The sequence below is a fragment of the Paenibacillus sp. FSL R5-0519 genome, from assembly GCF_037974275.1.
Lineage (GTDB): Bacteria > Bacillota > Bacilli > Paenibacillales > Paenibacillaceae > Paenibacillus.
The window spans coordinates 5302832-5317704 of sequence record NZ_CP150234.1 but is presented as its reverse complement, the minus strand read 5'-3'; the positions used below and the strand labels follow the sequence as shown (position 1 = coordinate 5317704).

The 14873-nt window shown below is 46.4% G+C and carries 14 protein-coding genes; 7 read left to right on the top strand and 7 right to left on the bottom strand.

Going from position 1 to position 14873, the window contains the following annotated elements; all coding sequences use genetic code 11:
- Positions 1–300 precede the first annotated feature (300 nt).
- Together MKY73_RS23990 and MKY73_RS23985 are read left to right on the top strand one after the other, a co-directional pair.
- Positions 301–1794, top strand: coding sequence for a TROVE domain-containing protein (locus tag MKY73_RS23990; RefSeq protein ID WP_339303744.1), 1494 nt, complete (start codon positions 301–303; stop codon positions 1792–1794).
- 25 nt (positions 1795–1819) lie between these two features.
- Complete coding sequence (locus MKY73_RS23985) at positions 1820–2623, top strand: nucleotidyltransferase domain-containing protein (RefSeq protein WP_339303743.1); 804 nt, start codon at positions 1820–1822, stop codon at positions 2621–2623.
- Between the two features lie 158 nt (positions 2624–2781).
- On the opposite strand, the gene MKY73_RS23980 is transcribed toward MKY73_RS23985, so the two are convergent.
- Entirely contained in the window at positions 2782–3174 is a 393-nt protein-coding gene (locus MKY73_RS23980; protein ID WP_339259235.1) for a RidA family protein, read from the bottom strand.
- Positions 3175–3451: 277 nt separating this feature from the next.
- Here MKY73_RS23980 and MKY73_RS23975 point away from each other — a divergent pair, with 277 nt between their 5' ends.
- Positions 3452–3703: a hypothetical protein gene (locus MKY73_RS23975; protein ID WP_339259237.1), complete on the top strand. Its 252-nt coding sequence runs from the start codon at positions 3452–3454 to the stop codon at positions 3701–3703.
- A gap of 124 nt (positions 3704–3827) precedes the next feature.
- Here the strand turns inward: MKY73_RS23975 and MKY73_RS23970 are convergent, their stop codons facing one another.
- The 4 genes from MKY73_RS23970 to MKY73_RS23955 form a co-directional block, all read right to left on the bottom strand.
- Positions 3828–4664, bottom strand: a complete 837-nt coding sequence (locus MKY73_RS23970) for a hypothetical protein (RefSeq protein WP_339303742.1) — start codon at positions 4662–4664, stop codon at positions 3828–3830.
- A 58-nt stretch (positions 4665–4722) separates the two neighbouring features.
- Complete coding sequence (locus MKY73_RS23965; protein ID WP_339303741.1) at positions 4723–5181, bottom strand: hypothetical protein; 459 nt, start codon at positions 5179–5181, stop codon at positions 4723–4725.
- 15 nt (positions 5182–5196) lie between these two features.
- Positions 5197–6264, bottom strand: a complete 1068-nt coding sequence (locus MKY73_RS23960) for a WXG100 family type VII secretion target (RefSeq protein WP_339303740.1) — start codon at positions 6262–6264, stop codon at positions 5197–5199.
- A 305-nt stretch (positions 6265–6569) separates the two neighbouring features.
- Positions 6570–7490 (bottom strand): AEC family transporter, encoded by a 921-nt coding sequence (locus tag MKY73_RS23955; RefSeq protein ID WP_339308729.1) that lies wholly within the window; start codon positions 7488–7490, stop codon positions 6570–6572.
- Positions 7491–7610: 120 nt separating this feature from the next.
- Between MKY73_RS23955 and MKY73_RS23950 the strand changes: the two genes are divergently transcribed.
- The 3 genes from MKY73_RS23950 to MKY73_RS23940 all read left to right on the top strand — a co-directional run bounded on the left by MKY73_RS23950 (position 7611) and on the right by MKY73_RS23940 (position 10524).
- Positions 7611–8126 carry a mismatch-specific DNA-glycosylase gene (locus MKY73_RS23950; RefSeq protein ID WP_339303739.1) on the top strand — a complete coding sequence of 172 codons (516 nt, stop codon included), beginning with the start codon at positions 7611–7613 and terminating at the stop codon, positions 8124–8126.
- 225 nt (positions 8127–8351) lie between these two features.
- Positions 8352–8927, top strand: coding sequence for a sigma-70 family RNA polymerase sigma factor (locus MKY73_RS23945; RefSeq protein WP_339303738.1), 576 nt, complete (start codon positions 8352–8354; stop codon positions 8925–8927).
- Positions 8905–10524, top strand: a complete 1620-nt coding sequence (locus tag MKY73_RS23940; RefSeq protein WP_339303737.1) for a hypothetical protein — start codon at positions 8905–8907, stop codon at positions 10522–10524. Before MKY73_RS23945 ends, MKY73_RS23940 begins: the two co-directional genes overlap by 23 nt.
- Before the next feature lie 229 nt (positions 10525–10753).
- Here the strand turns inward: MKY73_RS23940 and MKY73_RS23935 are convergent, their stop codons facing one another.
- On the bottom strand, positions 10754–11815 hold the full coding sequence (locus MKY73_RS23935) for a LacI family DNA-binding transcriptional regulator (RefSeq protein WP_339303736.1): 1062 nt from the start codon (positions 11813–11815) through the stop codon (positions 10754–10756).
- 345 nt (positions 11816–12160) lie between these two features.
- Here MKY73_RS23935 and MKY73_RS23930 point away from each other — a divergent pair, with 345 nt between their 5' ends.
- Positions 12161–13480, top strand: a complete 1320-nt coding sequence (locus tag MKY73_RS23930; RefSeq protein WP_339303735.1) for a glycoside hydrolase family 125 protein — start codon at positions 12161–12163, stop codon at positions 13478–13480.
- A gap of 303 nt (positions 13481–13783) precedes the next feature.
- Here MKY73_RS23930 and MKY73_RS23925 read toward each other — a convergent pair whose 3' ends face one another.
- Entirely contained in the window at positions 13784–14839 is a 1056-nt protein-coding gene (locus MKY73_RS23925; protein WP_339303734.1) for a Gfo/Idh/MocA family oxidoreductase, read from the bottom strand.
- Positions 14840–14873 lie beyond the last annotated feature (34 nt).

Here is a 14873-nt window from a genome sequence, read left to right as displayed (position 1 = left end):
TTGACTCCATTGCAGAAATTCAGTCGTCGTCATACTTTCGCCATGTTCGCGTGCAGATGTGTGAGGCATAATGAGGATGTGAAGCGGGGCAGCAACAAGCACTGTGGATCAAGGTTCCGAGGCGCCAGGGAGGGTTACTTCGACTGTTAATCGACCAGGTCGTTGGTTCGAATCCAATCGCCGCCGTCCATGGCGGTGTAGCTCAGCGGTAGAGCGGGTATTATACCTTCCCACCTTTTTCCTCGGAACATTTTATTATAAAAGAACAGCCATTAGACTCACACCAGGAGGTCATGAGTGATGAGCAGAGCGAAACAATTATTCAATCAACCTCAGCCAACGACACGTAATCATGGGGGCTACGGAGCCTATGAGCGATTGGTGGAGGAACAATATATTCAGATGTTGATGACCAATACATTGAACAATACGTTCTATGCCGATACCCAGCAACTGATGGACGACGCGATGGTCAGTCATCAGGAGATGGCTGCGGTCGATGCAGGGTATATGGCGCGGGCACTGGTCTATGCTCGTAATGAAGGTTTGATGCGATTACAGCCTCTATATGGGCTGGCACTATTGTCCAAAGTGGACGCGGATCAGTTTGCAAAGGTATTCTCCCAAGTCGTACAGACGCCGGCTGATCTGGCTGATTTTCTGACCATTCTGAGAGGAATGGGTCGGGGGCAGGGCGGCCGGGCAGTGAAGCGTCAAGTGAGTCTCTTTTTGAACGGGATCAGTGAATACTGGGCGATCAAATACAACGGACGCGGGCGAGGATACAGTCTGGGTGATATGATCGCTACAGCACACCCCAAACCGATAGATATGAAGCAGCAAGCCTTGTTTCGTTATTTGCGCGGGCATGAGGTGGATCTTACGGAACTGCCACAGTTGCAAGCGCTGGAAGAACTGAAAGCTACGCCCAACCCCGCAAGCCGGATGCATCTGATCGAGAAAGGTAAACTCCCGTACTCGGTGGTCACCTCGATCATGCAACCTACACGTACGGTGTGGGAGGCGTTAATGTCACAAATGCCGACCTTTGCGTTGCTGCGTCATCTGAACGCAATGGATCGGGCAGGGGTTTTTGAAAAATCGAAAAATATCGATGTTGTTACACGTCGTCTAACGGATGCGGAAGCTTTGCGCAAATCGCGCATATTGCCTTTTCGATTCGCCAGTGCGTATGAAATGATTGCGAGGGAAGAGCTGCGGGATGCTTTGCGACAAGCGGTGGAGCTATCGATTGGCAACCTGCCAACGCTGCCGGGAAGAACGGCTATTTTCCTGGATCGTTCCGGTTCCATGCAAGGGGATTATTTACGCATTGGTTCGGTGCTGGCGCTGGCACTTTATAAACAAACGAGAGGTAACGCACTGTTCTGGTTATTCGACCATTTGGTTGAGGATGCTCGGCCACAGATGCATGAGAGCATTCTTTCGCAAGCTCACCGGATTCGCGCACAAGGTGGAACAGATACAGGTCGACCCGTGCGGGAACTTCGGGATATCGGAGAGAAAGTGGATCAGATCATTATGATTACCGATGAACAGCAGAATGAAGGCAGTCCGTTATATGCCGAGCTTGAGCGATATCGCCGAATGATGAATCCGGAGTTGAAGGCATTTATTGTGGATATAGCACCTTATCAGCAGGCACTGGTACCGCCACGGGATGGCAAAACCTTTTACATCTACGGTTGGAGTGAAACGGTATTGACGTATATTGCGGAGACTGTGGCCGGATATGATACACTCGCGGACCGGGTGAGAGCGATAGATATTTAATGTGGGAATTTGGAGGAGACTGATCATGACCTATGTTCATGAAGAAATGAAAGATACGATTAGGCAACAGCTCAAGCAGATTGAACAGGAGGAGCAGGTACGTATTATCTATGCCTGTGAATCAGGCAGCCGGGCGTGGGGGTTTCCTTCCCAGGATAGTGATTATGATGTGCGTTTTCTGTATGTGAGACCGCTGGAATGGTACTTGTCGATTGAGGATCGAAGGGATGTGATTGAGCGCCCGATCAGTGATCAGCTCGATATCAATGGTTGGGATCTGCGCAAGGCATTGAAGCTGTTTCGCAAATCAAACCCGCCCCTGCTGGAGTGGCTGCAATCCCCCATCCAGTATGATGAACGGTATAACGTGGCACAGCATATCCGTGCACTTTCACCGTTGACCTTCTCGCCCAAGTCCTGCATGTATCATTATCTGAATATGGCAAAGGGGAACTTCCGTGATTATTTACAAGGTGAGCATGTGAAGATCAAAAAGTATTTCTATGTTCTACGTCCATTGCTCGCTTGTGGATGGATCGAACGTTATGATGCGATGCCACCGATGGCATTCGAAGAGCTGGTACAAGAACTTATACCTGCCAATACACCGCTGTATACGGAGATTCATGAGTTATTACGCCGGAAAAAAGCGGGCGAGGAACTGGATCTGGAGCCGCAGCTGCCGGCAATACAGACTTTTTTGGCGGAGAAGATCGAGCATTTTGAACAACTGGCCGGACAGATGGATAATGAACAAATCATTCAATTGGAAGAATTGGATCGGATTTTTCGTTTGGCATTGCAAGAGGTGTGGGGCGAAGGGGAATAAGAGAGAGAACGTGAAAGAATAAAAATAAGAAATCATACAGAAGCAGGTTGGGATCTAATCCTAACCTGCTTCTTCTATTGTAGTTATACATGCATTTATTTTGAGGCGATTCTCATCGCACGTCGTATCTTGAGCAGGGACGTATGAGGTGAGTCGGATCAGTTGGTATGTGCAACCGCGCGAATCTCAACCAGTTGATGAGGGAAAGCCAGACCCGATGTCCCAACCATTGTGACAGCCGGACGATGCGTACCAATGTACTCTTTGTACACGGCAACACATGGCTCAAGATGCTCCTGTGGATGAACCAAGAAAATCTCCAGTTCAGCAATGTTCGACTTGGTCACGTTGAATCCTGCGAGTACGCGATCCAGGTTATCCAGTGTCTGGCGAACCTGTGCTTCAATATCATCCACACCAATGAACGTCCCCTGCATATCATGCGAAAATTGCCCTGCAATGTAGATCATACCGTTAACGCTGTATCCCTGAGCCACGCTGAATGCTTCTTCCCACGGTACACCGTGGCTATAGATTTGAGTTGTAGTCATATGTTTTTCTCCTTTGTAATTCAAGATATGCCCTAGTATAAACGGAGAAAAACAACTTGGGCAGTACGCACTTTCATGACAGTGACTATCCCAAAGGATAGTATTAACACGTTGTTTTGTGAGCCTAACGACTCATTTTGGGAAATCTTTATATCAGGATATTTAATTTAGATATAACTAACTTAAGTCCTATATCCTTCCCCTAGAATCTGGGTAATAATTAGAGTAGGCAAGTGATTGATGGAATCTCATAACGTAACGATAGGGGGTAACCTGTATGGCATCCGTAATTCTGCTGGTGAAACAGACGGAGGACGAGGAGAAGGTTATTTATCGATTCGGACCGAATGAGCGTAAGATGGGGCTCATTGAGATGAATAAGATCAAGGAAAGTGTGAGAGAACTGGAACCTGTCCAAGTGGATGGGGTGAGTCCAAGTTTTTTCTTTAACCGAGCCGCGCAGCGACTGGTACGATGTTTATTCAGGGAAGGCGGCAAATTCCCGGAACGAACGACGTTTGAATCATAGTCCTATGGCAGGCTGCATGACAAGTAGGCTCAGCAGGCAGTTGAGAGCTCATGGGTTAAATAATGGAAGAAGTCCAAGAGACCAAAGGTAGTGGCTCTTGGACTTTTTTGCGTGTGCTGCACATTTAAGTATGGGAGACAGGGACAGCGAAACGATCGATCCATTCTCGCAATTGTTTACGAAAGGAAGAATTGGTATGCTGGTCAATCTCAATGTTAGAATCATTTTCACTGGTGGAATCTCTGCTAGTCATGCTCCAGATACCTTGTTCGGTATGAAGCAGCAGGAGAGCTTGATCGGGCAGAGGAATTACATCTTCGGCATAATTAATGATACTGAGGTTATCCACACTACGACCAGAAGTTTCAAAAGAGTTATGCCATACCTTCAACAACTCGCGTGTTTCTAGAGGTAGCTCCCAATCCTCCATGAATTTATCAAACAGCATATGGTTTTCCTCGTTCGTCAGGATAGCCCATTGTTCCTCTGTTATCGTGAACTGAGTAGGTTGATCAATGAAAGGTGTGTGTTGCCCTATGTAAAATTGGAACAATTCCTCTTCCCATTCCTCAGGTTCTGTCCAGGTGAACAAATGCACACGTTGATCCACTGCCAAATGATAGAGGTATGTATCGTTGTTATCCGTACTTTTGTGAATGGTTAATACCTTTTCTTGTTCAAGGCTGTCTGAGTATGCTCTAATCATGCTGTGACTTTGGGTAAAATGCATAAGCATCTTCAGGAACTCCGGCTCGATCTCTATCGTAGTATCTTCCATATGCAAGATGAGCCCCTTGGATAAAAGACCGTGAGAGGCAGCTCTTAGAACGAGTTCCCAGTGTTGTTCAGATAACTCGCCATACATCGGTTTTAGGAGACCGGCTGCAATGTCCTCCCCGCCAAGTGTGGCCAGCGCAAATCCGAATTCTTCAATGGATAAAGTGACAAGTGGTTTATTCATGAACTTAACCGCCTACTTTCCATGTAGATTGATAGATATAGGTTGCTTTTTTAGAAGGTCATTTGTGCTCATTCCAGGTTTTCCGAAGTAATTTAAGAATATCGTTTTCCTGATGTTTCAGTAGACTATACGTATATACTTTATAGCTCTTTCCATCAACCATTTTGAATAAGTAATAGGATGGAGTAGGCTGAATCCATTTGTTTAGTCCCGGTGCTACGAAATCAATGGTGCGTATATCCTTCCAAGATAACTGTTTTTCTGCATTTGTCTTAATACCAGACAGATCGAAGGAAAATAAGATGTTTGTTCCAAATACTCTCGTGATGTTCCAGATCAACAGACGTCCCACAAACCAAAAGCTTAAGAATGCCGCACTAGTAAAGTACAAGGTTTGAAGAACGCTATTGTCACCATAGATAACATCTCCAATCAAGACAAGTCCAGCAATGATAAAAAGAGCAGATATTAACGTATGACGAATTGCATATTTGCGTTGGTATGTAACGAGCTGCATGGATACCTCCTAGTGTTACTTGAAGAGTTTACTAACCCATCGAATTCCTTTTTCAGCCGCTGAGGCTATATGTTTTCCTGCGTAACTACCTATAGCTCCACCTACATAAGCTCCAACTGCTGTTCCTGCAGGCCCGGCAAACGATAATAGGGTCCCGCCAACAATAGCCCCGGCTCCTGCAGAGGCAGACTTGATCACGATATTCGATGTGGACACGGTGAGATCTGTTTTGGTTAATGTTCCTTCCTTATACTTGGAAACTGTTTTAACCCCTTCATCCCAAACATTAAGTCCTACGTTGATAGGGAACAGTTTTTTGCTTATCATTGTAGGTATTTTGGAAATCTTCATACCGTATTGACCTTTATTCACACCGGCAATAACATTGCGGGTCCATTGACCGAAGCTGTTGGCTTTGTTGAAACCAAGCCCGATATCACCTACTTTTAATTTACCTGCAAGTCGATCGAAACCCTTCAATCCTTTCATGACCAGACCTGGGCTGCGGAATTGTTTATCCAGTTTCCGTGCCATGTTACTCAGAAAGGAATTCCCCTTTCCCTTCACCCAAGGAGCATTATGGACTTTGGCACGGCTGGAGTTCCGGGGATCTACTTTGAAATGAACCGTTTTGGAGAGTACCATGGATGTAGCCATAGCAGAATATAGTCCTGTTCCAATCAGGCCTACATTTCCATGAATCCCATTCATTTTATTCCAAGACTTACTTCCTTGATCATATATATCCGATAGCGTCGTTTTTACATCTTTCCCGGAAGTGGATTGGCTTGAACTGGTCTGTAAACCATGCCCTTGAGATTGATCCGCTTGTGAGAAACGAGTTGCGATCGTATGTAGTTCCGTGCCGATCGCAGAGACTGAGCTAGAAAATCTCTCCATTTGCCGATGAGCCACCTGAAAGTTCTGAAAGAAACGCTCCTGTGTGATTCCTGACCACTGGCCCTGTAACGTACTTATATGTCTGCTTAAATTGTTAATCATGCTGCGACTATGTTCCGAAGCTTGAGCAAATTGGTTGGAAATTGCCTGAAGCTGCTCAGGCGTTACAATAATCCTGGTCACGACATTCACCTCGTGGAAGATAAAATTAAGAATTTCTACAGATTATGTATAGATCAAAAATGAAATGCTGTGAAATATTTACCCACTAATTTTAAAGGTCGAAACGTTTATTCGCAACGGATAATAAGCAATTGACGCGCAAAACAGTCCTTTGGTCGGGTTAAATATGTGCTCTTCGTAATACTTTGTTCCTGCAAATGGGACGAACAGTATAAACAAAGAAGCCCACAACCTTCTATAAGGGCGTGGACTTGTAAATTTTATTTTGGTCTTAACGGAGGGATATACTTATGAACAATCCTCATCTAGAACGTTTTGGCATAAGAGATCAGTGCCGTAATCGTGATGATGTTCAAGAGCGTTGAGATCAGCACTGTCTGGGCTGCAAAATCAGGTTCGTTATCGTATTCTTCCGCCAGGATGGATGCGTTGACACCGGTCGGCATACCGGAAGCGATAATGAGAGCCTGTGCAGCGATGCCTTCCAACCCTAACATGAGCACAATCGAAATCCCGATCGCGGGGCCGATCAGGAGTCGCAAAAATGTGCTAATATACACATCAAGACGGTACAGCCGGATTGGGTATTTTACAATCTGCGCCCCTAGTGTAAGTAGCGCTACGGCAACCATACTTTGCTGCGCATAGGTCAGTGGCATGGACAGAAACGTCGGCAAGGGAAGCTTCCACATGTGAAACAGAATCCCCAGCAAGAGCGCATAAGGAACGGGCATTTTAAGAAATCCAATAATCACCGCACGGTAATTACCTTTGAGCTTCGCGCCCTGAATGGACAACACGCCATAGGTGAATGTCAGTAATGCCTGTAAAGACATGACCAGCGCCTGAATGGAAGAGGCGAGTGGATCACCACGGAATACCAGTGCGTTGATGGGCAGCCCATAGTTGCCTGCGTTATCCAGCATGATACTGTTATTGAAGGCAGCCTTCATGCCTTTATTCATCTTAAGAGAACGGGAAACGACTGAACCTATAATATAGAGAATCAATACATAGATTGCGTAAAATAATGTCACAGTCCCGAGCAGTTCGCCCGACATATCCGAGTGATACATGCTCATAAAGACGGCTGCGGGGGTAATACAATAGAAATTGATTTTGGCGAGAGTGTACAAGTCCAGCTTGAACACCTTTTGCATCCAGGATCCGACGGCGATCAGGAGAAAAACGGGTAGGACGACTTCAAGCATGATGTCTGCAATCATTAGTTCAGCTTCCTTTTTCATGAAAATTTCATCCGATTTCGAAAATGCTTTGCTTATTATATCATTTTATACACAACGAAATGTGGGAATAGGCTAAAAAAGATCAGGAGGTGTTGCATCATGATTCCAGATCATCTGGATGTTGGTTTATCGATATTGTTTATTGGTTTCAATCCTAGCATTACGTCTGGAGAGACAGGTCATCATTACGCGTACAAAGGAAACCGGTTCTGGCGCATCCTTGAACGGTCGGGATTAACTCCGCGTTTGTATGATGCACAGGAGGATGGAGAGTTGCTGAAGCTGGGATACGGATTCACCAATATCGTGGCCCGCCCCACCAGAAGCGTGGAAGATATTATGAAGGAAGAGTACGCAGAAGGACGCCAGATTTTGCGGCAAAAGCTGGAGGACTACCGGCCGGACATCGCCTGTTTTGTAGGAAAAGGGGTATACACCCAGTACAGCAAACGTTCCAAAGTGCAGTGGGGATTTCAGGATGATCCGATCGTCAAGGAAATTCAGGAATTCGTCGCTCCATCGTCCAGTGGACTCGTGCGCATGTCGATGGATGAGATTGTGGGGATCTATTCACAGCTTGCTGATTTTGTTGCGGACAAGAACAGGGAGAATTAAGAGGAAGAAAGACAGGAGAGATAAGATAGCAGCAGTAATAGGCTACCACGAAATCTATAGAGAATGTGCAGCGACAATCACAGAATGTTGGTACGCAGAGTTCACCCTGTCGGCTTCGCCGATGAGGGCGAATTCTTTTTTTTGGATAAAGTGAGAGGTTTCGGGAACGGCTTCCGTCTATATAGTACAGAACCATGCATGGAAGCTGTAGAGAAGGGGGATTACATGACTCAACAGATACCGGAGGAGGAGCTTATTGAGCGCATTATTGCAGGAGATAAGCAGTTGTTCTCTGTGCTAGTAGATCGATATAAAAATAAAGTCTACGGCATCATGCGCGGAATGGGTGCGAGTCATCCGGATGCCCAGGATCTCGCTCAGGATACGTTTATTCGCATTTATCGTTATCTCCCGTCGAGGCGGGAGGGAAGTCGTTTCTCGTCGTGGGTGTACACCATTGCGGTGAATCGGATGCGGGATTTTATACGGGAAAAGAAACCCGTCATGTCTCCGGTCGATCAGGGGATCGAACCTGTCAGTAACGAGACACCGGAAAAGCGTGTGCTGCATAAAGAGATGCAGCGTGAAATATATCGACATCTCGAACAGTTGCCTGATTCGTATCGGCTGGTGTTATTACTGAAGTACACAAACGAGTTGAGCTATGAAGAGATTGCGGATGTTACGGGCTTGAGTTCAACCAAAGTGCGTAACGCCCTTTATCGCGGGAAAAAAACGCTGAGGAAGCAGATGGAACGCAAAGGAGGTTTAGCCACGTATGAAGCCTATTTCAAAGGATGAAGATCGGTTGTGGGAGGAGCACCTATACCGTGAGGAGCCGGATGCGGATTTTACGCTGAAGCTCATGCAGAAGCTGGATAGCGTGTCCATGGAAAGTGGAGAAGACGAGCATCCATTCGTGAAAAAATCTATGAGAGCGCATTGGATGCGCCGGGCGGGTATCGCTGCAGCGGCTGTTGTGATCCTTGCCGGAGGGGCCTGGTTTGCTTTTGACCGAACAGCAGAGCCAGCGCAACCTGTGGTAAATGCTGTGGATAAGCGGCTACCCGACATACCCGTACCAGAAGAGATAAGATCGGCTTATCTTACGGACGATTACAAACGTCTGAAACCACTTGATCTTGTAATTAACCCGAATATTCAAATTGTAGATCAGGGGTATACACTCAAGATTAGCGATGTCCTAGTGGATCGTTCACAAATTATTATTATAACAGAACAAAGCAATCCTGAAGGAAGCACAATACCGCTTGTTTATCCGGAAGCGGGAAGGATTCATGTTACAGATGAAAAAGGGATCAGCGTTACTTTCATGGCTGTAGATACGAGGCGTAGCAGTAGTAAGTATCAAAGGTTTGTATTCCAATTGAATGATGATATTCCAGATCACGTATTTGTACGGGGGGAACTAAGTTATTTAAAGATTCCAGATCATTATAATCTTGATACTGGAAAAATTACAGCAAGTAATACAACAGTGGATTGGAGCTTCCGATTCAAGATCGACATGACAAAAGCAAAAGCAATGGCTGTTGAGGCTCCCATGAACAACACCTATACTACTCCTGAGGGCTTGCAACTAGATATGACACAGCTTGTACGCACGCCAAACGGTACCCGCCTTGACATGAACATCAGTCTGGATGATCAACTTCGTGCCAAGGTCGGAGAGAATTGGGCGGATGATATGGATTTCATGTATCATATCGAAATTCCGGAGACGAATGAGTATCGAATTTTTAACGAGAACAAACCCAATGCCCGTCAAGCCAAATTTCGGTTACGAGATATGAGTAAACTGAGTGAGAATAATGTTGGTCAGATGAGGCTTTCTGAGACATGGGACCCCGCTTATGTCACGGTGGATGCGAAGAAGATTCGCTTTGTCCTCGATGGCTACACCATCCCGGTGTGGGAGGAGAAGTCCGTGGAAGTGGATTTGGAAAAGATGCGTAAGGATGCTGAATTCTACACCTACGTACTACGATTTGAACAATTTGGAGATGAAATTTTGTTTTCCAGATACAATTATTGGCCAGTGCAGCAATCATTAAAGCTACCTGAAAGAAACTTTGAAGGGGTTTCTTCTCTTGTTTTGGAGGGAGTGGGGACATTCCAAAATGATATTAATGGGGATCAATGGGTGGCTATAGATCGTGAAGGAAAGGAGTATCCCGTTGAAGTAATGGGAACTACGAATCAGCCTAACAAAAACGAAGAATACATCGTAGATGATCTCAGGTTGATTATCCATGGTTTTAAAAAAGAAAATGGAACGAAATTCACTTTGAAACGAACCGCAGTTAACCGAGAGGTCCGTGATGTAAATTGGGAAGTGGATCTTCCGTCGTACAGTAGCCTGCCTTGGCTGAAATGATCACTAGTACATTTCTCAGACATGAAGTAAATCAAAGCTTCGAATGGATGTATAAGGATGGATCGACATATTTAAGTGTGGATGTATAGACATATAAGGATATAAGCCAAATATATAAAAAAAGGCCCTGCATAATGGTATGCGGGGCCTCTTTCGTATGCACCAGACTTACGGGGACAGCAAGTACCTAACGAATCCATCTTAGAAAAGAGTAGTTGCCATTTCCAAATTATGCTGATTCTCTTGGAATCAACGTGGTTGATAACATAACCGTTTCTTTCGGCGTCCCCGGGCGTTCGATCCGGCGTTGTAAAGCTTCTACCGCACGCTGCCCAAGCTCCTCTTTGCATAGATTAACTGTGGTCAGGGGCGGAGAAGACGTAACGGCAGAGTGTACATTGTCGATACCGATGACAAGGCAATCTTTAGGTGTGGAGATGCCCATCTCCTGTAATTTGTGCATCCACTGCAAAGCAATATCATCATTAACACCAATCCATGCATCGGGACGTTCGTCATCTGGCATGTTTTGAATGTTAGTGGCTAACTGGTTAACCCATTCCCCGTTCTCATACGGAATATTCCATTCTCTGAAGCTGGTCGTATGACTGGTATCCACATGGAAATGATTCAAGGCCAACTCAATCCCGATCTTCCGCTGCGCGAAGCTTGCAGCACGCCCATCATCTGTGATGAGTCCGATCCGTCGGCAATTCATAGACATTAGATATCTTGCAACAGTAATGCCAGCTTCCAGATTATCATGGCTGATCGTATCACAATTCAGCAGCGGCTCCTGATGATCTACGAGAATAATAGGCCGACCCGTCTGAGAGAGGCGTTGCAGAACCGTATGAGGAAAAGCACCCATGACAATAATTCCTGCACAACGTTCCCAGTCCAAATGAGGAGCAATCGCTTTTTCGGGAGAGGTGTTCTCGTCCGTCACTCCGAGTGAGGGAGATACAATGGCATGATGCCAACCACGCTCATTACAAGCGGAGATCATGCCTGACAGAACACGTTGCCAGTAGTGGGGTTCACCGCGGTTAAGCTGATTCATGCATATGAGAACAAACGGGGGGGCGGACGGATCTGCATGGTTTGCGGCAGTAGAACTGTTAGTAGCCCCCGGCGTACTTTGGCGATATCCCAAAGCCCGGGCGAGTTCCAGTACCCGTGCACGTGTGGCTTCACTGACACCCGTCTTGCCACTGAGTGCGCGGGAGACGGCATATTTGGATAATCCGAGCTGGTCAGCCAGCGTCTGAATGGATACTTTGCGTGACATATCATTACTCCTTCATTTGACGATCATCTTCTGACACAGTACACTTACAAATAATAATGTTATTATAATTTATCATAACAAAAATAACAATAGTGTTAGGATCATATATTCAATCTAAACCAATCTATATAAGTTGAACTAATCATTTACACGATAACGGAGAGGACAGAAAAAAATTGACAAAGCGAAGCGTGCGCCTTTATCACCGGATTTCCCCTTGAGAAAGGGGATCGAAAAAATCTGGGGATAACAGCGATTGGAGAGTTGTTCTGTCATCGTAGTGCCAGTGTAAATAATCTTTTGTCAACTTATATATAAAACCTCAATTCAAAGGAGACAACATCCATGGAACAGTTCAAATTACCGAAAATCCCTATGCCGCATCTGGAGTTGCCACAAGCTGTGCAGGATATCCTGACTGAGGCGGCCGAGCGTTTGCAACATCGACCGAGATTACTGACTCAGTTTCGTAATTGTTTTCCCAATACGTTGGAAACGACCACGAAGCTGCATGATGATGGGACAACCTTTGTGATTACAGGGGATATTCCCGCCATGTGGTTAAGGGATTCGGTAGAGCAGGTCATGCATTATGTTCCACTTGCGAAGCATGACGAGAAGTTACAGCGAATCATCGGAGGCCTGGTCAAAAAACATACATTTTATGCTGATAAGGATATCTACGCCAATGCGTTCAATGAAACGGCGAATGGATGGCATTGGGATGCCAATGATGAGACACAGATGTCACAGTGGGTATGGGAACGGAAGTTTGAGCTGGACTCTCTATGTTTCTCCATGAAGCTGGCTTATACATATTGGCGGGAGACGGAACTGACGGATATATTTGACGACCGCTTCAAGAGCGTAATGGAAAATATTGTAGAAATGTGGGAGACAGAACAGCATCACGGAGAGCGTTCATCTTACCGGTTCATGCGTCGCAATTGTCCAGCCCATGATACGCTGCGTAATGAAGGATTGGGTATGCCTGTGAATTATACCGGTATGATCTGGTCCGGATTCCGTCCGAGCGATGATGCCTGTGATTTTCATTATAATATTCCGGCGAACATGTTCGCGGCGGTAACCTTAAGCCAGATGGGGGAAATCGCGAAGTGGGTGTTCCGGGATGAACAACTGGTGAGCCGGATGGCTCGATTGGAGGAAGACATACGACATGGTATTTCTCTGTACGGTACTTATCGTCATCCAGAGTATGGACAGATCTATGCCTATGAGACGGACGGTTACGGCAACTTTTGTCTGATGGATGATGCGGGTACGCCGGGACTGATGTCCATCCCGTATATGGAGTATGCTTCGGTGGAGGATGCTGTGTATCAGAACACACGCCGATTTATTTTGAGTAAGGAGAATCCGTTCTACTATGAAGGGAAGGCAGCCAAAGGGATCGGTAGCCCACACACCCCGCCGGGATACATCTGGCACATGGCGTTATCCATGCAGGGTCTGACCGCAGACAATGACGAGGAAATGCTGGCCATGATTGAATTACTGGAGAACACGGATGCAGGTACTGGATATATGCATGAGGGTTTCCATGCCGATGATCCCAGCACGTTCACAAGACCATGGTTTGCCTGGTCCAACAGCCTGTTCTCGCAGTTGGTGTATAAGGCAATGAAAAAAGGAATTCTATAAATGGTACATTTAAAAAAAGAGTTCTTACTGCTCGTAAAGCGGCCGTTTCGGTTACGAATCGTTCTTTCGATCGCTGTTATCCCCGGATTTCCTGATCGACTTTTGTAAAGTCGAAATCCGGGGATAAAGGCGACCGCGTTGCTTCTTCAGAATCGATTTCGTCCCCTACACTACTTCGAGTTTTTGTCAGAATTTTTTTTGTACCCTGTATAGGCAAGGGAAGTGGGTAAAAAAATCAGGAAAGCCCAAACTGCTGAAATTTGCAGTTTGGGCTTTGTTTAATTGATGTACACAGGCGCTTTGCTATGTGTTTTTTAGCAAATCGGCGATGAATACTTTCTGGCCTGTCCGTGCGCTTTCCAAAGATGCGAGGACCATAGCCATGCTGAACTGATTATCACTGCAATCCGTTTCAGGCAATCGGCCTGATTCGAGTGCAGCGAACATGTCTTCGAGGCAGCCATGATGACCTGTTTTGTCCATGACAGGCAGTTCCGCTTCAATCCGCTCACTTGGCTGGAAAAAGGATGGTTTGCCGTCGGCATCCAGGCTTTGCGCAGCAACGACCTCAGCATAGATGTCATCATGACCATCCCAGATGGCGGTTCCTGTTTCACCGATTACGCGCCAGCTTGCTTCCCATGATGTGGGTACGCCTTCTGCGCACCAGGAACCGCGATAGTTGAATAAGGACCCGTCAGACATCTCAAATATACATAACGCCATCGCATTGCCCTGATACCAGGAACCTGGAGGATTGAACTCATGGCAGTACACCGATATCGGGTTGGCTCCGAGAATATAGCGTGCCTGATCAAACGTATGTATTGCCATATCGAGCAGCAGCGGGCTATCCATCAGATCCCGGAATCCACCGAAGTGTGGCCCGAGGAAAAAGTCTGCCCCTGCGTAACCTACCTGCCCTATAGCTCCACCGGAAATGAGGTGCTGGTAGGCACGGATCCGCGGATCGAACCGGCGATTCTGCATCACGGCTTGAATACGTCCCGTGCTACGAGCGGTTTGCACAATATCCGTGCAGTCGGAGAAGGACTCCGCAAGGGGTTTTTCGCCAAAAACGTGACATCCTTCCTTCAGCGCTGTCATGGCAATGCCGTAATGACTCGCGGGAATTGTGACATCGAATACGATATTCGCGCCAGTCGCTTGAATGGCCTCACGGATATCGGTGAACGTAGGGCAGGTGAGGCCGTGTCTTGTAGCAAAAGCAAGGGCTGTCTGTTCATACAGATCAACCAGCCCGACGATTTCTGTATCCGGCCTTTGCAAGGCATAGTCCGCCCATGTGTTTGCCATGGCACCGCAGCCAGCGATAATTACCCGATAAGGATGACTCATCAGCTCATCTCCTTCGTATGGATTGTGTTGTGTA

Excerpts from the sequence above, each read along its gene's own strand:
- MKY73_RS23990 (WP_339303744.1), top strand. The coding sequence starts at position 301 with ATGAGCAGAGCGAAACAATTATTCAATCAACCTCAGCCAACGACACGT.
- MKY73_RS23985 (WP_339303743.1), top strand. The coding sequence starts at position 1,820 with ATGACCTATGTTCATGAAGAAATGAAAGATACGATTAGGCAACAGCTC.
- MKY73_RS23980 (WP_339259235.1), bottom strand. The coding sequence starts at position 3,174 with ATGACTACAACTCAAATCTATAGCCACGGTGTACCGTGGGAAGAAGCA.
- MKY73_RS23975 (WP_339259237.1), top strand. The coding sequence starts at position 3,452 with ATGGCATCCGTAATTCTGCTGGTGAAACAGACGGAGGACGAGGAGAAG.
- MKY73_RS23970 (WP_339303742.1), bottom strand. The coding sequence starts at position 4,664 with ATGAATAAACCACTTGTCACTTTATCCATTGAAGAATTCGGATTTGCG.
- MKY73_RS23965 (WP_339303741.1), bottom strand. The coding sequence starts at position 5,181 with ATGCAGCTCGTTACATACCAACGCAAATATGCAATTCGTCATACGTTA.
- MKY73_RS23955 (WP_339308729.1), bottom strand. The coding sequence starts at position 7,490 with ATGATTGCAGACATCATGCTTGAAGTCGTCCTACCCGTTTTTCTCCTG.
- MKY73_RS23950 (WP_339303739.1), top strand. The coding sequence starts at position 7,611 with ATGATTCCAGATCATCTGGATGTTGGTTTATCGATATTGTTTATTGGT.
- MKY73_RS23945 (WP_339303738.1), top strand. The coding sequence starts at position 8,352 with ATGACTCAACAGATACCGGAGGAGGAGCTTATTGAGCGCATTATTGCA.
- MKY73_RS23940 (WP_339303737.1), top strand. The coding sequence starts at position 8,905 with ATGAAGCCTATTTCAAAGGATGAAGATCGGTTGTGGGAGGAGCACCTA.
- MKY73_RS23935 (WP_339303736.1), bottom strand. The coding sequence starts at position 11,815 with ATGTCACGCAAAGTATCCATTCAGACGCTGGCTGACCAGCTCGGATTA.
- MKY73_RS23930 (WP_339303735.1), top strand. The coding sequence starts at position 12,161 with ATGGAACAGTTCAAATTACCGAAAATCCCTATGCCGCATCTGGAGTTG.
- MKY73_RS23925 (WP_339303734.1), bottom strand. The coding sequence starts at position 14,839 with ATGAGTCATCCTTATCGGGTAATTATCGCTGGCTGCGGTGCCATGGCA.